The sequence below is a fragment of the Spirillospora sp. NPDC047418 genome (assembly GCF_040643275.1).
Taxonomy (GTDB): domain Bacteria; phylum Actinomycetota; class Actinomycetes; order Streptosporangiales; family Streptosporangiaceae; genus Spirillospora.
On the sequence record NZ_JBEYTW010000039.1, the window covers coordinates 1 to 19,176 of the forward strand.

Below are 19,176 nucleotides of genomic sequence, written 5' to 3' on the forward strand. Positions count from 1 at the left end.
GGGCAGGTGATGACCGACCTGCGCAACCGCGGCGTCCGCGACATCCTCATCGCCTGCTGCGACGGGCTGAAGGGCTTCGAGGACGCCATCGGCGGCGCGTTCCCGGCCACGATCGTGCAGACCTGCGTGGTCCACCTGATCCGCAACGCGCTGCGTCCGGTCGCCCGCCGCGACGCCGGCGCGGTCGCCAAGGAGCTGAAGAAGGTCTACACCGCCGTGGACGCCGACGCCGCACTGGACGCGTTGGCCGCGTTCGCCGACACCGACCTCGGCAAGAAGTACCCCCAAGCGGTGCGGGTGTTCGAGGCGGCCTGGGAGCGGTTCACGCCCTTCTTCGCCTTCACCCGCCCGGTCCGCAGGCTGCTCTACACCACCAACGGGATCGAGTCGCTGAACTACCAGCTCCGCAAGGTCACCAAGGCCCGCGGGCACTTCCCCACCGACGACGCCGTGGTCAAGCTGCTATGGCTGGCCATCGTCAACATCGAGGACAAACGCGCCCGCGAACGCGCCGCGAAACGCGAACAAGGCGACAAGCACGCCTTCCAGCCCACACGCCTCGTCGAAGGACAACGCGCCGCCGGCTGGCGCGAAGCACTCAACGAACTCGCCGAGGCCTATCCAGGACGCATCAGGTAAAGCCGACTTCACCATCTACCTGCAAGGACTTTCCACACCTGAAGTTACAACCTCTGCCTTCCCTGGCGTGTGCTGCGGTCTTGCGCCGGGTGGGCGGGTTCAGGCGTCGTCGGACGGTGGGCGGGCGGCGCTGAGGACGGTGGTCAGGACCGTGTCGGCGTATGCGTGGCTGACAGGCCGGCCGGTGATCAGCAAGCGGTACCACAGCGGCGCGACGAGCAGGTCTTCGAGCAGCAGGGGGTCGAAGCCGGTCAGCTGGCCGTTGCGTTGCGCGGCGCGGATCCGGTCCTGGTTGCGGCCCGACAAGGTGAGGTGGACCTGCCGGTGGGTGATGGCGGCGAGTTCGGGGTCGTGCTGCGCCGTCCCGGCGACCCCCGCGACAAGGTCGCTGGAAACCGGGTCGCAGAACAGGTCGGTGACGCGGTGCAGCCAGTCGCGGAGGTCGGCGACGATGTCCCCGGTGTCGCCGACCTGGAAGTAGGGCTCGCCGAACCGCTCGGTCAGCGCATCCAGGAACAGCATCCCCTTAGAGGGCCACCAGCGGTACAGCGTGGGCTTCCCGACCTGCGCGCGTGTCGCGATCGCCTCCATCGTCACCGCGTTGTAGCCGCGCTCCGCGCACAACTCGAGTGCCGCCTGCAGGATCGTCGCGCGAGAGCGCGCACCACGACCGGTCGTGTTCGCCATGAGTCCACTCTATCGCCGAAACGTGACGTTACGTATTGACATATCCAACGAACTCGATACTCTCTAGAACGTAACGTTGCGTTTCCGTCCGAGGGTCGGTTTGAACAGAGGAGCAGGTGGACGCATCCCTCATCGCCGGTGCGCAGGTGTGACCGCGGCGATCCGGCTTGCGGTCGGGCGCGGGCGAAGTATCGGTGATGCAAGACAAAGAGCCCACCTGTCCCAGGGATCGGGTCACCGGTGCCTTGTGTTCGTCAACTGACAACCAAGGAACGGAAGACACCATGAGTAAGGAGACATGCATGAAGGCCCACGTCAGCTCCATCCTTCTCGGCGTCCGGGACATGGACCGCGCCAAGCGGTTCTACACCGACGGACTGGGCTGGACGATCAAGGACGACTGGGGCATCTCGGTGTTCTTCGACTCCGACGGCGCCTCGCCCGTCGGCTTCTACAGCCGGGAGGGCCTAGCCGACCAAGTCGGCATCAGCCCCGAAGGCAGCGGCTTCAGCGGCCTGGTCCTCACCTACGTCGTCCGCAGCCAGACGAGGGTCGACGAGGTCCTGGCGGAGGCCGAGAAGGCCGGCGCCACGGTCCTCAAGCCCGCAGGTCCCCTGCCGTGGGGAGGCTACGGCGGCACCTTCGCCGACCCCGAAGGCTACATCTGGAGCCTCGGTTACAGCGATCAGGCCGAGGACCAGCCCTACGCCGAGTAGCTCACGCGGTCCAGGTGCCCCGGACACCGGCCCGGGCACTCCAGAACACCCTTTCCGCCAGCGGACACCTCTGAGGAGAACACTGTGTCACCGTAGATGAGCGCCCTCATGCTCGGCGTCGATGACCTGGACCGCGCCAAACGGTTCTACGCCGAAGGTCTGGGATGCGAGATCGCCAAGGACACCCGTCATTTCGTCTCGTTCCACCTCGGGGAGGGGGCGCCGCAGTTCGCCCTCTACGAGTGGGACGCCGCGGCCAAGGGCGCACGCGTCTCGCCCGAGGGATCCGGGTTCCGCGGAGCCTCGTTTCAGTTGAACCCCGACTCACGGGGCACCGTGGACGAGACGATCAGTAAGGCCGTCGGGGCCGGTGGCAGCGTGGTCAGGGAAGCGGCCCCGCTCAGTGGGCGGCTACCTCGGCTACTTCGCCGACCCCGACGAGTACCTGTGGAAGGTCACGACCTGCGCCTCGTGACCGCCTGCCTGGCGCGTGGGCCCTGGCGGCGAGGGCCCACGCAGCCGTGGCGATCTGGAGTGACAGAAGGAGACGTTCGTGAAGTTCCGCACCGTGGTCGAGCCGCCGGAGCCCATGCGGGGGCTGGAGGTCCCCGCCGAGGTCGTCGAGGAACTCGGCGGAAGCGCGCGACCGAGGGTGACGATCACCATCAACGGACACTCATGGCAGAGCAGGGTCGCCATCATGCGCGGCCGCCATCTGCTCGGCCTCAGCAACGCCAACCGGACGGCCGCAGGCGTCGCCGTGGGCGACGAGGTCGAGGTGGAGGTGGAACTCGACACCGAGCCGCCTGCCCTCGTCGAACCTACGGACCTCTCCCGCGCACTAGACGCCGATCCGACGGCCCGGGCCGCCTACGACCGTCTGTCCCACACTCGCCGACGCCGCCACATCCTCGCGGTCGACGGCGCGAAGAAGCCAGAAACGCGGGCACGCCGCATCGACCGAGTTCTTTCGGCACTGCGAGCGGAAAGCACCCGTCCAGGCCGGGACCAAGAGACGGAGGAAGACTGAGGTAAAGCCCATCTTGTAGCTCTCCTAGCCCGATATTCATGTTGGTTCGTATCGAATTGCCCCACTGCGTTCACGTAAACCACCGAACGCAAACATAAGAGGTGAGCCGAGAGTGCACGGCCATATGGCTTTTAGAGACTTTCGGGTGCCCTTCAGGCCCGCGTAGCCGAAGGTGTGCAGGGGCATGGACGGCGAGGGCGAACTGTCGCGCCGGTGGGGCTGGCGCGGTGCCAGCCAGCCCGCGCGATCCCAGGGGGCGCTCACCATGTGCATCGGCGCTGTGGCCACCGAGACGCTGAACACCACCTGACACATACCCGCGCAGGACGCCGCGGCCGGCCAATTCTTCATCCCGGAGCTGGCCGGCCGCGGCCATGCACTCGGCAAGATCGCGGCGAGTTGAGCATCCGGCAGGCCGGCGCCGTCAGCCGGTCCGGTGCCCGGGGAAGCCGTGAGTCAGCCAATTGTGCGCGGCCATCCGCCACGACCGAGTGCGGCATCTGGGAGCGCGTCGCGCGGGTCATCGGATGCAATCCGCGGCCGATCTGGATCGGAACCGCCATCGTGCTCGTGGCCCTGGAGTTCGGATCCACCGGCACCGAGACGGGGCTCACCCAGGCTTAACGGTTCAACGCCGGACAGATCCCCGCCCTCAAGACCGGCAAGGACTTCCGCTACTCCTGGCAAGCAGTCCGCGAGGTGCTGCGGCAGCCCCACCGCCAATCCGGGGAAGCCGCCCATGACCCAACCGACCAGCCCAAGAAGGGCGCCGGGTACCGCGCCCAGCACCGCGCCCGCACCGGCGCCCACGACCCCACCGAGTAACCACCCAGAGCTGCTCCAGCGGCCTGCCCGGTGAAGGCCGCCGCCACCGCCTGCGCCGCCACCCTCGCCCTCCTGACCGGACTGCTCGTCCTGGGCGCCGGCCACGACTCCGCCGCCGGCACCGGCTCAGACCTGGCGGGCGCGCCGACCGCCGAGGCCAGGCGCGACATCCCACCCGCCTACCTGCGCTGGTACCTCGACGCCGCCCACACCTGTCCCGGCCTGCCCTGGTGGATATCCACGCGGTTCGACGACCTCATCGAAAAGCACGGACGCGTCCGTCGGCGGCATATCGAGGAGGGCTGGCCGCCGGACCGGATCACGCGGCAGCACCGCGTCAGCGAAAGGGCCGTGCGAGGGGCGATCCAAGGCGTCCCGTTGCCGCCGATCCGCTTCCACGACCTGCGCAATGAGGAGGCCACGCTGGCGCTGCTCGGCAAGGTCGACATGAAGGTGATCAGCGAGACCCTGGGGCACTCGCGCCACTCGTTCACCGCCGACACCTACACCTCTGTCCTTCCAGAGGTATCGAGAGCCGCTGCTGAGGCTGTCGCAGCCGTCGTCCCACGCATGTCCGCCGACGATGCGACAGACGAGCAGGCGAGACCCTCGGTCCCGCCGAACGTGATCTCGCCGGCGGACCGGCACAGAAGCCGAACCGAACACGCAGGGTAGTCGTTCAGCTGATCCACTTCGGGGCTCTGACCTGGGCTCGGTGACGCCGCCACGACATCTCGTGCTCACCACGTGCTATCCAGGGCTAGCAAAGCGGACATCCCGGAAAGCGACAGGGACTTCGTCCAGATCGAGATCTTGGACGAAGTCCCTGGTCAGAGAGGCGGAGGATCGGGGATTTGAACCCCGGATGGGCGTGAACCCAAACCGCATTAGCAGTGCGGCGCCATAGACCGGACTAGGCGAATCCTCCAGTAGCCATCAGGCTCAGGACAGGTTACCGGTTCGGCGAGCCAACCGGCAAAGCCTGCGTCCCGTGGCCACAGAAGCATAGTGGGAAAGCGCCACGGGCGCGCCGCTCCCGGGGCCGCGGGAGCGATGCGCCGGTGCGTCATCCCAGGCGGAACCCGCTGAACCCGCAGGCCTTGGCCAGGTCGTTGCCGTGCCGCTGCATGGCGGCGGTGTCGGGCCGTCCGGCGGACGAGGTGTTGCCGGAACTCAGGTTCTGCAGCATCTCGGCGGTCTTGTCGAGGTCGCCGGCGAACGCGGTCGCGGCGCTCTCGACGTCGCCGCCGGCGTTCTGCCCCTCCGAGCGGACCTTGGAGGCCGTGTCCTTGAACTTCTGGGCGGTCGCGGACGCGCCACTCTGCGACGTCGACAGGCCGCCGGTGGAGAAGTTCCGCAGCTCGGTCTCAATGTTCTTGCATGCGGTCGTCTTCTTGCCACCGGTGATGGCGTCGACCGCGCCACAGCCTGTGGAACCGAGCATCAAGCCGCCGACGGCGACGACGCCGACCAGCTTGGCGGCGGACATGCGCATGAGGGTTCTCCTTTGGGGGGTCGGGGGTTCGGACGGGCACAAGATCTCCCGTCTCGATCTCCCTTGGGCGTACCGTCGCCACGACAGGTTCCGTGACCCAAGTCACACTTCCAGGCCCTCGCTTTCCAGAACCGATTCGCGGACAGGTCCGCGGAGCCGGTACAGTTAGCTGCGGCAGGCACCCGTAGCTCAACGGATAGAGCATCTGACTACGGATCAGAAGGTTAGGGGTTCGAATCCCTTCGGGTGCACCCAGGTCAAAGCCCCCTTGCGATCTTCCGCAAGGGGGCTTTTGCGTGTGCCAGGGGGCGCGGCGGGGTGAGTTGGGCGGCGCCGTGGGGGCGGGTGGTGTTCAGGCTGCGGTGAGGAGGCGGTGGCTATCGCCTTCCTTGGAGCAGGTGATGGTCGTGGGCCCGGTGTTGGATCAAGTCCAGTACCGGGGCCGGCAAGACATCTGGGGGTGGTGGGGGAAGCCGGTTCGCCTTGGCCGGGCGGCTGGGGCTGGGGGGAGATGGGGGCGCCCCCGCTGGGGGGGGGGGCGGGGGCGCTGGAGGGTGGGGGGTGGCGGTCAGTGGGGTTGGGGGCCGGGGTTGGTGGTGAGGTGCGTGAAGAGGGGGCGGCCGACGCCCAGGAGCGTCCGGCCGGTCATGCCGTTGATGACGCCGGCGGCGGAGGCGTACCAGGCGCAGATGGCGGTGAGGACGCCGATGTAGCCGCCGATCTTGATGGTGTTCTCGCTGGTGGAGAACTGGCCGATGAACAGGATGATCTCGGTCGCCTCCAGGGTGACGAAGACGGCGAGGATGGCCTGGTTGACCTGGGTGGCCCACAGCATCATGTAGGTGTTGAAGATCGCGAAGGCGAGGAGGATCCAGCCGAGGTCGTTGGCCTCCTGGGCGGGGGTGGTGCCGCCGGCGACGAGGACGACGTACAGCCCGAGGCCGATCCAGAAACCGCCGTACGACGAGAACGCCGTGCAGCCGAACACGTTCCGGTTGCGGAACTCCCACATGCCCGCGAGGAGCTGGATGAGGCCGCCGTAGGCGAGGGCGTAGCCGAGCCAGGCGTCGGTGCCGTCGGTCCAGCCGGCGTTCTTGGCGGACAGGAGGAACGTGGTCAGGGCGAAGGCCGCGAGGCCCAGGGGCGCGGGGTCGGCGGCCGAGGGCGGTGTCTGCGGAGTGGACTCTTGCTCGACGTAGGTCATGGTGCCTCCTTGGTGGAGTCCCATCGCCGTGTCTCGCTCGGTCTCGTACGGGCCGGGCAGGGATGGACGAAGGAAAGCGGCAACGGACGTCGGGGAAGGTCGCACCCGCGGGATCGTCGTCCCATAGTGTCCGACCTCACCGTCATGCCAGGCATCCGGCGCTATTCGGACGGCGTCAGATGCGTCCCTGAACTGCGGAGACCGTTATCCGGACGGTCCCGATTCGGATCATAACTCCGTTGGCGCGCCCGGTCAGGACCCTGTTCGCGGGATATTCCCGACGTATCACCGCAAAGCAAAGTCATCAAAGTTGAATTGGGAGGGTAGGGGCCTTCTCGGTGGCCGCGGAGGTGATCGAGTTGGGGTGCGGAAGTCGCTACCCTGGCGTGTCTTTGCCCGACCTCGGCGGCACCTTTGCCCTGCGGCGCCCGAGTTGAAGTTAGCTGTGCGAATTATCGACAAGTCGTGGTCAGGATGTTACCGGTCATCCCGGGGTGCCGAATGGGCTGCTGGGACGGATGTTATTAGACCGGCTAGCCAACAGTGCGTCAGTCGACCACGGCGTCGCTGAAGGTCGGGGGGTCGCCCAGCATGGCGCGGTGCGAGTGCGGGCTGCGGCCGTCGATGTCGACGACGCCCAGCTCCTCGCCGAGCTCGGCGCCGATGAGGACCCGGCCGGTCCAGCGCATCCGCTCGGGGTGGCGGGCGAGGGCGTCGATCACCCGTCCGCTGAACTCGGGGGACTCGGCTCCGGCGGCGAACGACTGGTAGCGGTCGGGGACGCCCTCGAAGAGCGCCCTGTTCCGCTCGGTCTTCAGTAGGCCCATCCAGAGGGACACGGCGGCGACGCCGAAGGGCTTGAAGTCGACGGCCATGTCGTGGGCCATCTTGTCGACGGCGGCCTTTCCGGCGCCGTAGGCGGGGCCGTGCATGTAGCAGCGTCCGCCGAAGGACGACGTGTTGACGACCAGCCCGCCGTCGCCGTCGATGAGCAGCGGGGCCGCGTAGTAGCTCGCCACGTAGGCGGAGCGCATTCCCACGTCGAACATGTCCTGGAGCGCCAGCGGCTTCTCCCAGAAGGGGCCCTTCCGAGCCAGTCCGTCGGGAATCGTGAAGGCGTTGTTGACGAGAATGTCGAGCGTGCCCGTCTCGCGCTCGACCTGCTTGAACAGCGCCTCGACCTGGGCGTCGTCGGAATGGTCGCAAATCACCGGGACGCCGGTGCCGCCGCGCTCGGTGATCTCCTGCGCGGTGGCGAAGACCGTGCCGGGGAGTTCGCCTTCGGTGCGCGTGCGTCCGGTCACGTACACCGTCGCCCCGGCCTCGCCGAGGGCCAGCGCGATTCCCTTTCCGGCGCCGCGGCTCGCCCCGGTGACGACCGCCACCCGGTTCTCGGTCAGGCCCATTTCTTCGTCTCCCCCAGGAATTCCAGCATCGCCGCGGTGGTCTCGCCGGGCTTCTCCATCTGCATCATGTGCCCGGCGTTCTTGATCATGCGGACGGCGCGCAGATCGTCGTAGTGATCACCGAGGTGGTTCAGCGGGTCGTGGCCGTGCCACGCCTCCAGGTCGACGTCCTGCTCGCTGCCGATGAAGTAGAACGGGACGGGGTTCTTCCGGCCCGTGTACGACTTCCGGTACTCCCAGGAAAGGTCCATGGCGCGGTACCAGTTCAGCCCGCCGGTGAAGCCGCTGCGGCTGTAGTCGGCGACGTAGGACTCCAGTTCCGTGTCCGTCAGCCACGTCCAGGGGAGCGGCGGCGCGTCGGGCAGGGCGTCGATGTAGGTCGTCCCCGGAGGCTGCCGCCAGACGTCGAGGTAGTGGTAGTCGCTGGAGAGCGCGTAGAACAGTTTGTGCAGGAACTCGCGGGGCGCGGCGGCGAGGTCGTCGTCGGCGGTGCCGGACGCGACGAAGTAGTGGATGTGGTTGAAGTGCCGCCGGGCCTGCCGGGCGGCGATCGCCAGCGGCGGCTCGGCGGACGGGGTGATGAACGGGTTCTCCAGCCCGATGATCGCCGCGATCCGCTCGGGCCGATGGTAGGCGAGGTCGTACGCGGCGTACAGGCCGAAGTCGAGGCCGCTGAAGACGGCCTTCTCCGCGCCGAGGTGGTCGAGGAGGCCGGTCACGTCGCCGACGATGCGGTCCGGGGCGTACTCGTGCGGGTCCGCCGGGCCGGACGTCTGCCCCATACCGCGCATGTCGGGCACCACGACGCGGAATCCGGCGTCCGCGATCGGCCCGATCTGGTGGCGCCAGCTGAACCAGGTGTGCGGGAAGCCGTGCAGCAGGACGACGAGCGGCCCGGTCCCCTCCTCCACGTAGTGGACGTCGAGGCCGTTGATCTTCGCGTACCGATGACTCCAGCCGGCCATGCGCGGTTCCTCAGGGCTCAGGGGCTCAGGTTCGACAGATGTGAGGGCCAGGGGCGATGTGCGACCGACTGTGCAGCACCCCGTCGCCCGGAGCGCCGCGAGGTCCCGCTCAGTGGGAGCCGCCCCCGTCGGCCATCGGGAGCGTCACGCGGACGGTCGTACCGGCGCCCGGCGCGGTGCGGATCTCGGCGCGGCCGCCGTGCGCGGCGGCGATGGCGTCCACGATCGGCAGGCCGAGACCCGTCCCGCCGGTGCCCTTCCCCGCGCGGTGGAAGCGTTCGAAAGCGCGCGCGGCGTTCTCCGGCGACATGCCCGGCCCCTCGTCCGCGACCTCGATCAGACCTGGCGCCAGGCGGACGGTCGTGGGCGTCCCGGGGGGTGTGTGGGCGCGGACGTTGGCGAGCAGGTTCGCGAAGACCTGGCGTATGCGCGACTCGTCGACGGTGGCGATGAGCGTGTCCGGGGCGTCCAGCCCTACCGGACGGTCGGGTTCGGCGGCGGTCGCGTCCGCCACGGCGTCCCGGGCGAGGACGGCCAGGTCCGTCGGAACCGGGCTCAGGGACGCCTCGCGGTCCAGCCGGGCCAGCTCCAGCAGGTCGGTGACCAGCGCGTTCATGCGGCGGGCCTCGCCCTCGATGCGGCGCATCGCGTCCGGCAGCTCGTCCGGGCCGAGGGCGCCGTGCCGGTACAGCTCCGCGTAGCCCTGGATGGTGGTGAGCGGCGTCCGCAGCTCGTGCGAGGCGTCGGCGGCGAACTCCCGCACCCGCGCCTCGGACCGGCTGCGCGCCCAGAACGCCTGCTCGATCCGCTCCAGCATCACGTTGATGGCGGCGGCGAGCCGGTCGGTCTCGGTGCGCCGGCCAGGCGCGGGCATGCGGGCGCGCAGGTCGCCGCCGGCGGTGATGGCGTGCGCGGTGGCGGCCATCCGGTCCAGCGGCAGCAGGCCGCGCCCGATGAGCCGCCGGCCGAGCACGATCAGGACGGCGAGCAGCAGCGCCGCCGTCGCGACCTCCGACAGCACCAGGTTCCGGACGGCCGCATGGATCTCGCCGAGCGGGGCCGCCACGACGACGGTGCCGTTGCGCCAGGGGCGGGCCACGGCGCGCAGCCCGGGAAGGGAGAACGGTTCGAGGGTGCGCGCGCGGGCGGCCAGCTCGTCCGGGCCGAGCTTCTCGATCGCGGTCACGGCGCGGTCGGGGTTCGGGGCGTCGCCGCTGAGCACCCGCACCCGTCCGCCCGCCGCGACGCCCAGCACCACGAACTGGGCGGGGGCCACGCCCTGCTCGGGGAGGCCGGGACGCAGCCGGGCGACGGCGCGGTCGCGGGTGGCCTGGAGCTGCTCGTCCACCCGGTGCATCAGGTACCCGTTCAGGACGAGCGCGCTGACCAGCCCCATGATGGCCAGCCCGGCGGTGGTGACCGCGAGCAGCCCGGCGAGGAGGCGGGCGTTGAGCGTCATGGCCGCAGCGCGTAGCCGACCCCGCGCCGGGTGTGGATCAGCGGCGTGCCGAGCGGGTCGAGCTTGCGGCGCAGGTAGCTGATGTAGGTCTCGACGACCTGCGGGTTGCCGTGGTCCCAGCCCCATACGCCGTCGAGCAGCTGGGCGCGGGACAGTACGACGCCCGCGTTCCGCATCAGGTAGGCGAGCAGGCGGAACTCGGTCGGCGACAGGTCGACGTCCACGCCGCCGCGCCGGACCGTCCAGTGCGCCTCGTCGAGTTCTAGGTCGCCGACGCGCAGGACGGTGTCCGGCGAGGACGCGGCTGGGGCGGCCCGGCGCAGGACGGCGTGCACCCGCGCGACCAGCGCCTCGATCGAGAACGGCTTGGTGACGTAGTCGTCGCCGCCGAGCGTGAGCCCGGTGACGGTGTCGGACGGCGTGTCCCGCGCGGTCAGGAAGATCACCGGGACCTGGTCGCCGTCGGCGCGGAGCCGCCGGCACACCTCGAAGCCGTCCATGCCGGGGAGCATGACGTCCAGCAGGACGAGGTCGGGCCGCTCCCTGCGGGCGGCGCGCAGCGCGTCCTCGCCGGTGGCGGCGGTGACGGTCGCGAAGCCGTGGAAGCGCAGCGCGACGTCGATCAGGTCGCGGATGTTGTCCTCGTCGTCCACGACGAGCACGCGCCGGCTCTCGCTCATCGCCCCCACTTCGCTGGACGTCCTCCCGCCCGAACGTACCGCCCGCTCGACCCGCGACGGCCGCCGTGTGCGCGCCGGCGTCAGCGGCGCTTGGGGGCGCGGATCAGGTGGGCGGTGCGGGTGTCGCCGGAGCGTTCGCCGGTGACGAGGACCTTGTCGTTGGTGGCGAGGTTCTTCAGGGCGGCCTTCTCGCCGTCCTTGCGGACGCGGGTGTCGCCGCCCGCCGTCCACGTCCAGGACACGCCGTCGGCGCTGCGGACGGTGACCCCGCTGGACGAGACCGACGTGATCTGCCCGCGCTGCCAGGTCACGAGGTGGAAGCCGTCCTTGCGCTGGACGGTCGCCTCCCCGTGGACGCCGCGGAAGGCGCGGGCCCGCCGGAACGGGTGGCCCTTCCCCGCATGGCCGGGATGCCTGGGATGAGCGTGTTTCGCGTTAGGGGAGGCGGACGGAGACGGGGCGGGATCGGCGGCGGACGCGGGAACGGCGAGGTACAGCCCGAGCCCGAGGAGCCCGGCGGCGCCGGCCCCGGCCGCGACGGTCTTGGTACGCATGCGGCTCATCCAACCCGAGGCGGCTGGCAGGAGTCCTCCGATAATCCTGGGAGAACCCTGGGAGTTCACCTTCGGCAACGTCCCCGGAGGCGGTCAGTCGGCGGTGGCGAGGGTTTCCAGGACCTGGTCGCCGTACTTCGCGAGCTTGTTCTCGCCCACGCCGTTCACGCGGCCGAGTTCGGTCAGGGTCGCGGGGAGGGCGGTGGCGATCTCGCGGAGGGTGGCGTCGTGGAAGATGACGTAGGCGGGGACGCCCTGCTCCTTGGCGGTGGCGGCGCGCCACGTGCGGAGGCGCTCGAAGATGGGCATCGCCTCGGCGGGCAGGTCGACCGGCGCCTTCGCGGCCTTGGCGGTCTTCGCCGCCTTCGCGGCGGGGCGCTCGGGCTCGCGGCGCATCATCACCTTGCGCTCGCCGCGCAGGACGTCGCCGCTGGTGTCGGTCTGGAGCAGCGTGCCGTGGTTGCTCTCCACGGCGATCAGGCCCTGGGCGAGCAGCTGGCGGACGACGCCGCGCCACTCGGCCTCGCGCAGTTCGGTGCCGACGCCGAAGGGCTTCAGCGAGTCGTGGTCGAACTGGATGACCTTGGCGCTCCGCTTGCCGAGCAGGATGTCGATGATGTGCCCGGCGCCGAACTTCTGGCGGCGTTCGCGGTCGAGCCGCACGATCACCGAGAGGACCTTCTGGGCCGCGACGGTCGCGTCCCAGGTCTCGGGCGGGATCAGGCACGTGTCGCAGTTGCCGCAGGGCTCGCCGGACTGGCCGAAGTAGTCGAGGAGCTGGACGCGGCGGCATTCGACCGTCTCGCACAGGGCGAGCATGGAGTCGAGGTGCATGCCCTGGCGGCGCCGGTGCGCGGCGTCGCCCTCGCCGCCGTCGATCATCTTGCGCAGGTTGACGACGTCCTGCAGGCCGTAGGCGAGCCAGGCGGTGGACGGGAGGCCGTCGCGCCCGGCGCGCCCCGTCTCCTGGTAGTAGCCCTCGACGGACTTGGGCAGGTCGAGGTGGGCGACGAAGCGGACGTCGGGCTTGTCGATGCCCATGCCGAACGCGATGGTCGCGACGATGACGAGGCCGTCCTCGCGCAGGAAGCGGGACTGGTTCGCGGCGCGCGTCCCGGCGTCCAGGCCCGCGTGGTAGGGGAGGGCCTCGATGCCGTTCTCGGTGAGGAACGCCGCGTGCTTCTCGACCGAGTTGCGGGAGAGGCAGTAGACGATCCCGGCGTCGCCCGCGTGCTCGGTCTGCAGGAGGCGGAGGAGTTGGCGCTTGGCGTCGGTCTTCGGCTCGATCCGGTACTGGATGTTGGGACGGTCGAAGCTCGCGACGAAATGCCGCGTGTTCGCCCCCGGGGCGGGTTCGAGGTTGAGGCGGGCGGCGATCTCGCCGCGGGTCGCCTCGGTGGCGGTCGCGGTGAGCGCGATGCGCGGGACGTCCGGCCAGCGTTCGTGCAGGCCGGACAGCATCAGGTAGTCGGGGCGGAAGTCGTGCCCCCACTGCGACACGCAGTGCGCCTCGTCGATCGCGAAGAGGGCGACGTCGCCGCGGTCGAGCAGGTCGACGGTCGCGGGGAGCCGGAGCCGCTCGGGCGCGAGGTACAGCAGGTCGAGTTCGCCCGCGACGAACTGGGCCTCGACCACCCGGCGCTCGTCGAAGTCCTGGGTGGAGTTGAGGAAGCCGGCCTGGACGCCGAGCGCGCGCAGCGCGTCCACCTGGTCCTGCATGAGGGCGATGAGCGGCGAGATGACGATGCCGGTGCCCTTCCGGACCAGCGCCGGGATCTGGTAGCACAGCGACTTCCCGCCGCCGGTCGGCATCAGGACGAGCGCGTCCCCGCCGGCGACCACATGCTCGATGATCTCCCGCTGGCCGTCCCGGAAGGCGTCGTAGCCGAACACGCGCCGCAGGACGTCGAGCGTCTCCGGGGTCTCCAGTGTCTCCGCTGTCTCGGGGGAAGTCATCGGCCCATACTATGAACCGCCGCCGACACCCGTCCCCGAAACCCTCACCTGTGGATAACCTCCAGCAGATCCGGGGTGACCTCGGCCAGCCCGGAGGCGACGTGCGCGGCGAGGGCCAGCGCGTCCGGCGCCGCCGGATGCGCCGGGCGCGGGATCGCGACCACCGTCATGCCGGCCGCGTGCGCCGAGCGCAGCCCGTTGCTGGAGTCCTCGATGGCGACGCAGTCGCCGGCCGGGACCTCCATCCGCGCGGCGACCGTGAGGTACCCGTCCGGTGCCGGCTTGCCGAACTCGACCTCCTCGGTGGACACGGTCGCGCGGAACAGGTGCTCGATCCCGAGTTCGCCGAGCACCAGGTCGATCAGGGCGCGCGGGGACGAACTGGCCAGGCCCAGCGGGCGGTACCCGGCCATCCGGCGGACGGCCTCCTCGGCGCCCGCCAGCAGCGGCAGCCCGTTCGCGTAGCGCTGCGACATCTGGTCGATCACCTCGTAGGCCACGTCGTCGGCGGTGACGCCGTCGACGAGATCGGTGGCGATGTAGTCGGCCCACTCCTCGGTGCTCATCCCCATCAGCCGGTCCTGGGTGTCGGGCAGCCAGCGTCCGCCGTGGTCGGCGACGTAGGCGCGGCGCACCCGCTCCCACACCGGTTCCGAGTCGATCAGCACCCCGTCCAGGTCGAACACGATGGCCTGCACGGACATGGGACCTCCAGTGATCTCGGCGCGATTTCCGGTCCACTACCCCCTGCCGCCGGGGCAGAACCGCCTCCCGGACGGGCCCGCTGTACCGGATTTATGCCGCGAATCCGACATGATCCAGTTTCGGTCTGGCATCGTGGTGCACCTCCGAACCCCCTCCGGAGTCACTGCAGAGGAGATCCGCCCATGGTGTTCCTCGGTTTTCTCCTGGTCGCGGCCGCCATCGCCGTCGGTGCCGGCGTCGTCCTCGACAACACCGACGCCGCGCACCTCGTCGTCTTCGGCCAGAGCGTGCCGGGACTGAACAACGAATGGCAGGTGTTCCTGGCCGGCGCGGGCGTGGCCGTCGTGTTCGTCCTCGGCATGGCGCTCACCGTCTCGGGCGCCGGCCGCCGCATCCGCAACCGCCGCGACCTGCGCGACCTGCGCGAAGAGCACGAGGAGTCGCTGACCACGCTGGAGATGGAGAAGCGCCGCCTGGAGCGCGAACTCGCCCGCGTCCGGCAGAACTCCCCGCGGCCCGCGCGAGGCCCGCAGCCCGAGCCGGCGGCCGCCGCTGTGCAGGGCGTCCGCGTCGCGCCCCGGCCCCGTACCCCCGCCGCCTCCCCCTTCTTCGAGCGCAACGAGTAGTCCGCGATGATGACCGGACGTCCCGCCCAGATCGTCATGTGGAGGGATGCCGGGCCCGCCGCTCCCCGGACATGATCGTGGTGTGCGGATACTTCTCAAGGTGGGCATCACCGCGGTCGCCCTGTGGGCCGCCACGGTCCTGATCGACGGCATCGCGCTCGGCGATCAGACGACCGGCCGGCGCGTCCTCACGCTGGTCGCGGTCGCCGTCATCTTCGGCCTGGTCAACGCCGTCCTCAAGCCGATCATCAAGACCCTCGGCTGCGCGTTCTACGTGCTCACACTGGGCCTGATCGGCCTCGTCGTGAACGCGCTGCTGCTCCTGCTGACGAGCGAGGTCGCGCAGCGCCTCGACCTGCCGTTCCACGTCGACGGCTTCTGGGCCGCGTTCTGGGGCGCGATCGTCGTCGGCGTCGTCGGCTGGCTCCTGCACCTCTTCCTCCCGGGCGACGACGATGACGACTAGTCGCCCGCGTAGTCGCCCGCGGTGACCGCGGCGCGGTCGAAGGGGCCGCGCTCCAGCCGGTCGGACGGGCCGCCGGCGTACTCGCGGTACCGCCGCGGCCGGGACCCGGGCGCGCCGACCAGGATCCAGCGGTGCGTCCGGACGGCCCCGAGGAGGAACTCGGCGTCCGTCAGCGCGCCCGCGTCCGCGACGATCAGCGCGTCGAACTCCTGGTCGGGGGCGGTGAGGGCGGCGCCGAGCGGCGTTCCGACGACGACGTCGGCGGTGCGGAGCAGGACGTCGCTCTCCACCGTCCGCCCGCCCGCCAGATAGCCGGTGAGCTGCTCGATCCGGGCCATCGCGCGGCGCTGGTGCGCGGGGACGGCCTCCGGGTCGTCGGCCGGGTCGGCGCCGCAGATCTCCGCGACGTTCTCCCGCGTCCGGGCCTCGGCCTGCGCGACCGTCTCCAGGTCGCCCTCCCGGACCGCCGTCTCCTGCGCCGCCTCCGCCGCGCGGCGCTCCAGCGCGGCGGCCATCTTCTCCGCCTTCGCCGCCGCGCCCTCGGCGTCCGCGCGGGCGCGGGTCGCCGCCGCGAGGGCGCCCTCGCGGGACGTCCGGGCGGCGGTCACCCGGTCCTCGATCTCCTGCGCGGCCTGGTGCGCGGTGCGCGCCCGCAGGCCCGCCTCCGTCGCCCGCTCCACGGCCTCGGACGCGCGCCGCGCGTGCTCCTGATGCTCGGCCGCGGCCTTCTCCCGCTCGGTGGCCAGCCAGGCCAGCTCGGTGCCGAGCCGCTCCTGGGCCTCCTTCGCCTGCTCCAGCCGCGCCCCGCCCTCGGACACGAACGACGCGAGCCCCCGGCGCACCCGCTCGGCGTACTCGGCGGCGTCCTTGGCCTCCCGCGCCCGCGTGGCGGCCTCGTCCGCCTCCCGCGTCCTGGCCTTGACCTCGGCGCGCAGGCCGCTCAGCTCCGACGGCGGCGACGCCACGTGCAGCCGCTGCCCCAGCGACATCTTCCGGCGGACCGCCGACAGCGCCGACTCCGCCGACACCAGCCGGTAGTAGGCGGCATGCCCCTCGGCGGCGGCGTCGGCGTCCGCCGCCGTCAGCCGGTGCGCCTCCTCCGCCGCGGCGGGCAGCGCCTGCCGCGCCTGCGCCAGCTCGTCGCTCAGCGACGCCTCCGCCTCCCGCGCGCCGCGCAGCTCCGACTGCGCCGTCTTCGCCCGCTCGTCCAGCTGCGCGCAGCGGGCGTAGGACGCGTCGGCCGTCCGGGTCAGGGCGGTCGCCTCGTCCGCCGCCTGGTCCGCCTCCGCCCGCAGCCGGTCGGCCTCCGCGCGCGGCTCCACCAGCTCGGCCTCGGCCTCCTCCTGGACGGTGGTGAGCCGCTCCGCCTCCGCCTCGGCCTCCTCGGCGGCTTGCCCGGCCGCGGCCGCCGTGCTCCGCGCCTCCTCGATGCCGTTCCGCAGCGCCGTCCGCTCGGCCTCCAGCTGCTCGGCGTGCCGCAGGTTCTCCGCCTGGACGGACCGCAGCGCCGCCGCGTCCCGCGGCCACTGCTCCAGCCACATCAGCCCGCGCCGCAGCAGCCGCACCTCCGTCTCCCACGCCTGCCGCCACGCCTCTCCGACGGGCCGCAGCGCCGCCCCCCGCACCCAGGCCTCCGGAGCCGACGCCTCCTCGTCCTCACCCGGCGCGGACGCCGCCTCGGCTTCGGGCAGGGTGCCTTCGTCCGGCTCGGCCGGGAGTGACGGCAGCGGCTCCGCCCGCGTCACGGTGGACGCGCTTTCGGGCTCGTCCTCGTGCGCCTCGGCTTCGGGCAGGGTGGTGGTGCTGTCGTCTTCGCTCAGCTCGGGCGGGAGGGACGGCAGTGGCTCTGCCCGCGTCACGGTGGACGCGCTCTCGGGCTCGTCCGGCTCGGGCGGTAGGGGTGGGAGCGGTTCTGCTCGCGTCACGGTGGACGGGCTTTCGGGCTCTGCGGGCGGGGTCGTCAGGGGCTTGAACTCTACGGTTCCGTGGGAGCCGGGCTCTCGCACCGGCGGTGGTTCGACCGCTGCCCGCTCCACGGGCTCCTGCTCTGCGGGCGGCTCTTCCTCGACCGGCGGTAGCGCTTGGGGCCGCACCGAGCGGGGTTCCGCCGCGGCGGGGCGCGTCTCGATGAGCAGGGAGAAGATCTCGGGGTCGTTCTCCATGGTCCGCAGCAGGTCGGTGGCCTGCTCCGGGGTGGGCGCGACGAGGAGGGCTCGCGCGTCCGACGCCGTGAGTTCCTTGATGGCCTTGCGGACGGCTTCGGCCTCGCCGCCCTCCTCCACGTGGATCAGGCGCAGGGTGTCCGTTTCGTCCAGCGATCCGGGGGCCACCAGGAACCGGGCCAGCGTCTCCCAGTCGCCTGCGATCTGGCCGTCGCGCAGGGCCCGCAAGGCCGCGATGTGCGGCGCCCAGCCGACCGGCGGGACGTCCTCGGGCTCCTCCCTCAGTTGCGCGTCGAGCCCCTCGTAGAACTCGCTCAGCGGCGCGTAGACGCTCTCGACCAGCTCGGCGAATGGAGTGTCCTCGGCGGGTGGGGTCTCCTCCGTGAGTGGGGTCTCCTCAGGGTGCTGCTCGTCAGGCTCGTTGGTGTCTGCCGGCTGCTTCACGACGTCATCCCGTCCCAGATCGCCCGTCCGGGGCGTAATTTCCCCATCTGCCCAGGACTAACGTCTCACAGGTCGGGGATCAGCGGTGGCCTGCGAGGGCGGCGTGATGATCTTCACCGTCGCGGGCCTCGGGGTCGGGGTGGACGAGGGCGCCGCCGAGGCGCGGCAGCGCGTGCAGGAGGCTGTGCTCGGCGTCCACGGCCACCTGGTGGGCGCGGACGAGGGTGCAGGCGGAGTCCACGACGACGTCGCATTCGGCGCGCAGGTTGTGGCCGATCCAGCGGAGGCGGACGTCGCCCACCGCGAGTACGCCCGGTGTTGCGGCGAGGGCTGTTTCGGCGCGGTCGACCAGGGCGGGGTCCACGGCGTCCATGAGGCGGCGCCAGACCTCGCGGGCCGTCTGCCAGAGGACGACCGAGATCGCGCCAGTGATGAGCAGTCCCACTACCGGGTCGGCCCAGGGGGCACCCAGGGCGATGCCGCCCGCGCCGAAGAGAACGGCCAGGGACGCGAAACCGTCCGTGCGTGCATGGAGGCCGTCGGCGACGAGGGCCGCTGAGCCGATGCGCCGTCCTACACGGATGCGGTAGCGGGCCACCAGTTCGTTGCCCAGGAAGCCGACCAGGGCGGCCCCCGCCACGGCCGGCAGATGTTCCACAGGCTGTGGATGGGTGAGGCGTTCGACGGCCGCGTATCCGGCGACGATGCAGGACGCGGCGATGGCCACGACGATGAAGACGCCCGCCAGGTCCTCGGCGCGCCCGTAGCCGTAGGTGTAGCGGCGGGTGGGCGGACGCCTGCCCAGCACGAACGCGATGCCCAGCGGGACGGCCGTGAGCGCGTCCGCCGCGTTGTGGAGGGTGTCGCCCAGCAGCGCCACCGAACCGGTGAACGCGACCACCGCCGCTTGGAGGACGGTGGTCGCGCCCAGGCCGACCAGTGAGATCCACAGGGCGCGCATGCCCTGGGCGCTCGCCTCCAGCGCCGAGTCCACCTTGTCGGCCGCCTCGTGGGAGTGCGGCCGCAGGATGTGCCTGAGGCGCCCGATCCGACCGCGCCGGTGCCCGTGGCCATGCCCGTGCCCGTGCCCGTGCCCGTGGCCGTGCCCGTGTGCGCTCATGTGTCCACGATGAACCACAAAGCCCGTTGCAGCACCT

The 19,176-nt window shown here is 71.0% G+C and carries 19 protein-coding genes, 2 tRNA genes and 1 pseudogene; 9 read left to right on the top strand and 13 right to left on the bottom strand.

Annotated features, from left to right (window positions below):
• A partial coding sequence (locus tag ABZ806_RS23580; protein WP_500219523.1) for an IS256 family transposase occupies positions 1-639 on the top strand: 639 nt, incomplete at its 5' end.
• A gap of 99 nt (positions 640-738) precedes the next feature.
• Here the strand turns inward: ABZ806_RS23580 and ABZ806_RS23585 are convergent.
• Positions 739-1,326, bottom strand: coding sequence for a TetR/AcrR family transcriptional regulator (locus ABZ806_RS23585; RefSeq protein WP_500219524.1), 588 nt, complete (start codon positions 1,324-1,326; stop codon positions 739-741).
• 302 nt (positions 1,327-1,628) lie between these two features.
• Here ABZ806_RS23585 and ABZ806_RS23590 point away from each other — a divergent pair, with 302 nt between their 5' ends.
• The 5 genes and pseudogenes from ABZ806_RS23590 (at position 1,629) to ABZ806_RS23610 (ending at position 4,572) form a co-directional block, all read left to right on the top strand.
• Positions 1,629-2,042, top strand: a complete 414-nt coding sequence (locus tag ABZ806_RS23590; RefSeq protein ID WP_500219525.1) for a VOC family protein — start codon at positions 1,629-1,631, stop codon at positions 2,040-2,042.
• Between the two features lie 108 nt (positions 2,043-2,150).
• A pseudogene (locus tag ABZ806_RS23595) lies at positions 2,151-2,372 on the top strand (VOC family protein); the annotation flags it as partial.
• A 223-nt stretch (positions 2,373-2,595) separates the two neighbouring features.
• Positions 2,596-3,072: a YdeI/OmpD-associated family protein gene (locus ABZ806_RS23600; RefSeq protein WP_500219526.1), complete on the top strand. Its 477-nt coding sequence runs from the start codon at positions 2,596-2,598 to the stop codon at positions 3,070-3,072.
• Positions 3,073-3,256: 184 nt separating this feature from the next.
• Positions 3,257-3,382 carry a hypothetical protein gene (locus ABZ806_RS23605; protein ID WP_500219527.1) on the top strand — a complete coding sequence of 42 codons (126 nt, stop codon included), beginning with the start codon at positions 3,257-3,259 and terminating at the stop codon, positions 3,380-3,382.
• A gap of 545 nt (positions 3,383-3,927) precedes the next feature.
• Entirely contained in the window at positions 3,928-4,572 is a 645-nt protein-coding gene (locus ABZ806_RS23610; RefSeq protein ID WP_500219528.1) for a hypothetical protein, read from the top strand.
• 164 nt (positions 4,573-4,736) lie between these two features.
• On the opposite strand, the gene ABZ806_RS23615 is transcribed toward ABZ806_RS23610, so the two are convergent.
• A tRNA-Ser gene (locus ABZ806_RS23615) sits at positions 4,737-4,825 on the bottom strand.
• Between the two features lie 138 nt (positions 4,826-4,963).
• Positions 4,964-5,392, bottom strand: a complete 429-nt coding sequence (locus ABZ806_RS23620) for a hypothetical protein (protein ID WP_500219529.1) — start codon at positions 5,390-5,392, stop codon at positions 4,964-4,966.
• A 178-nt stretch (positions 5,393-5,570) separates the two neighbouring features.
• On the opposite strand from ABZ806_RS23620, the gene ABZ806_RS23625 reads away from it, so the two are divergent.
• Positions 5,571-5,643: transfer RNA gene (locus tag ABZ806_RS23625), tRNA-Arg, on the top strand.
• A gap of 317 nt (positions 5,644-5,960) precedes the next feature.
• On the opposite strand, the gene ABZ806_RS23630 is transcribed toward ABZ806_RS23625, so the two are convergent.
• The 8 genes from ABZ806_RS23630 to ABZ806_RS23665 form a co-directional block, all read right to left on the bottom strand.
• Positions 5,961-6,596, bottom strand: a complete 636-nt coding sequence (locus ABZ806_RS23630) for an acetate uptake transporter (protein WP_500219530.1) — start codon at positions 6,594-6,596, stop codon at positions 5,961-5,963.
• Between the two features lie 548 nt (positions 6,597-7,144).
• Positions 7,145-8,002, bottom strand: a complete 858-nt coding sequence (locus ABZ806_RS23635) for an SDR family NAD(P)-dependent oxidoreductase (RefSeq protein WP_500219531.1) — start codon at positions 8,000-8,002, stop codon at positions 7,145-7,147.
• A complete protein-coding gene (locus ABZ806_RS23640; protein ID WP_500219532.1) occupies positions 7,993-8,967 on the bottom strand; it encodes an alpha/beta fold hydrolase in 975 nt (324 codons plus the stop codon). The genes ABZ806_RS23635 and ABZ806_RS23640 overlap by 10 nt, the downstream gene beginning before the upstream one ends.
• 109 nt (positions 8,968-9,076) lie before the next feature.
• The gene (locus ABZ806_RS23645) at positions 9,077-10,426 is read right to left on the bottom strand and encodes a sensor histidine kinase (protein ID WP_500219533.1); all 1,350 of its coding nucleotides are present in this window, start codon (positions 10,424-10,426) and stop codon (positions 9,077-9,079) included.
• The gene (locus ABZ806_RS23650) at positions 10,423-11,106 is read right to left on the bottom strand and encodes a response regulator transcription factor (RefSeq protein ID WP_500219534.1); all 684 of its coding nucleotides are present in this window, start codon (positions 11,104-11,106) and stop codon (positions 10,423-10,425) included. Before ABZ806_RS23650 ends, ABZ806_RS23645 begins: the two co-directional genes overlap by 4 nt.
• An 80-nt stretch (positions 11,107-11,186) precedes the next feature.
• On the bottom strand, positions 11,187-11,660 hold the full coding sequence (locus ABZ806_RS23655; RefSeq protein ID WP_500219535.1) for a hypothetical protein: 474 nt from the start codon (positions 11,658-11,660) through the stop codon (positions 11,187-11,189).
• Positions 11,661-11,753: 93 nt separating this feature from the next.
• Entirely contained in the window at positions 11,754-13,616 is a 1,863-nt protein-coding gene (recQ, locus tag ABZ806_RS23660) for a DNA helicase RecQ (protein ID WP_500219536.1), read from the bottom strand.
• A gap of 44 nt (positions 13,617-13,660) precedes the next feature.
• Complete coding sequence (locus tag ABZ806_RS23665; RefSeq protein ID WP_500219537.1) at positions 13,661-14,320, bottom strand: HAD family hydrolase; 660 nt, start codon at positions 14,318-14,320, stop codon at positions 13,661-13,663.
• Positions 14,321-14,503: 183 nt separating this feature from the next.
• Between ABZ806_RS23665 and ABZ806_RS23670 the strand changes: the two genes are divergently transcribed.
• Positions 14,504-14,947 (top strand): hypothetical protein, encoded by a 444-nt coding sequence (locus ABZ806_RS23670; RefSeq protein ID WP_500219538.1) that lies wholly within the window; start codon positions 14,504-14,506, stop codon positions 14,945-14,947.
• Between the two features lie 82 nt (positions 14,948-15,029).
• The gene (locus ABZ806_RS23675; RefSeq protein WP_500219539.1) at positions 15,030-15,413 is read left to right on the top strand and encodes a phage holin family protein; all 384 of its coding nucleotides are present in this window, start codon (positions 15,030-15,032) and stop codon (positions 15,411-15,413) included.
• Here ABZ806_RS23675 and ABZ806_RS23680 read toward each other — a convergent pair.
• Positions 15,410-18,019: a hypothetical protein gene (locus ABZ806_RS23680; RefSeq protein WP_500219540.1), complete on the bottom strand. Its 2,610-nt coding sequence runs from the start codon at positions 18,017-18,019 to the stop codon at positions 15,410-15,412. The two genes, ABZ806_RS23675 and ABZ806_RS23680, sit on opposite strands and share 4 nt — an antisense overlap.
• 79 nt (positions 18,020-18,098) lie before the next feature.
• A complete protein-coding gene (locus ABZ806_RS23685; protein WP_500219541.1) occupies positions 18,099-19,139 on the bottom strand; it encodes a cation diffusion facilitator family transporter in 1,041 nt (346 codons plus the stop codon).
• Between the last annotated feature and the right edge of the window lie 37 nt (positions 19,140-19,176).

Coding starts and splice junctions, on each gene's coding strand:
- ABZ806_RS23635 (WP_500219531.1), bottom strand. CDS start 8,002: ATGGGCCTGACCGAGAACCGGGTGGCGGTCGTCACCGGGGCGAGCCGC.
- ABZ806_RS23620 (WP_500219529.1), bottom strand. CDS start 5,392: ATGCGCATGTCCGCCGCCAAGCTGGTCGGCGTCGTCGCCGTCGGCGGC.
- ABZ806_RS23650 (WP_500219534.1), bottom strand. CDS start 11,106: ATGAGCGAGAGCCGGCGCGTGCTCGTCGTGGACGACGAGGACAACATC.
- recQ (WP_500219536.1), bottom strand. CDS start 13,616: ATGACTTCCCCCGAGACAGCGGAGACACTGGAGACCCCGGAGACGCTC.
- ABZ806_RS23655 (WP_500219535.1), bottom strand. CDS start 11,660: ATGCGTACCAAGACCGTCGCGGCCGGGGCCGGCGCCGCCGGGCTCCTC.
- ABZ806_RS23645 (WP_500219533.1), bottom strand. CDS start 10,426: ATGACGCTCAACGCCCGCCTCCTCGCCGGGCTGCTCGCGGTCACCACC.
- ABZ806_RS23605 (WP_500219527.1), top strand. CDS start 3,257: ATGGACGGCGAGGGCGAACTGTCGCGCCGGTGGGGCTGGCGCGGTGCC.
- ABZ806_RS23640 (WP_500219532.1), bottom strand. CDS start 8,967: ATGGCCGGCTGGAGTCATCGGTACGCGAAGATCAACGGCCTCGACGTC.
- ABZ806_RS23665 (WP_500219537.1), bottom strand. CDS start 14,320: ATGTCCGTGCAGGCCATCGTGTTCGACCTGGACGGGGTGCTGATCGAC.
- ABZ806_RS23685 (WP_500219541.1), bottom strand. CDS start 19,139: ATGAGCGCACACGGGCACGGCCACGGGCACGGGCACGGGCACGGGCAT.
- ABZ806_RS23670 (WP_500219538.1), top strand. CDS start 14,504: ATGGTGTTCCTCGGTTTTCTCCTGGTCGCGGCCGCCATCGCCGTCGGT.
- ABZ806_RS23590 (WP_500219525.1), top strand. CDS start 1,629: ATGAAGGCCCACGTCAGCTCCATCCTTCTCGGCGTCCGGGACATGGAC.
- ABZ806_RS23630 (WP_500219530.1), bottom strand. CDS start 6,596: ATGACCTACGTCGAGCAAGAGTCCACTCCGCAGACACCGCCCTCGGCC.
- ABZ806_RS23585 (WP_500219524.1), bottom strand. CDS start 1,326: ATGGCGAACACGACCGGTCGTGGTGCGCGCTCTCGCGCGACGATCCTG.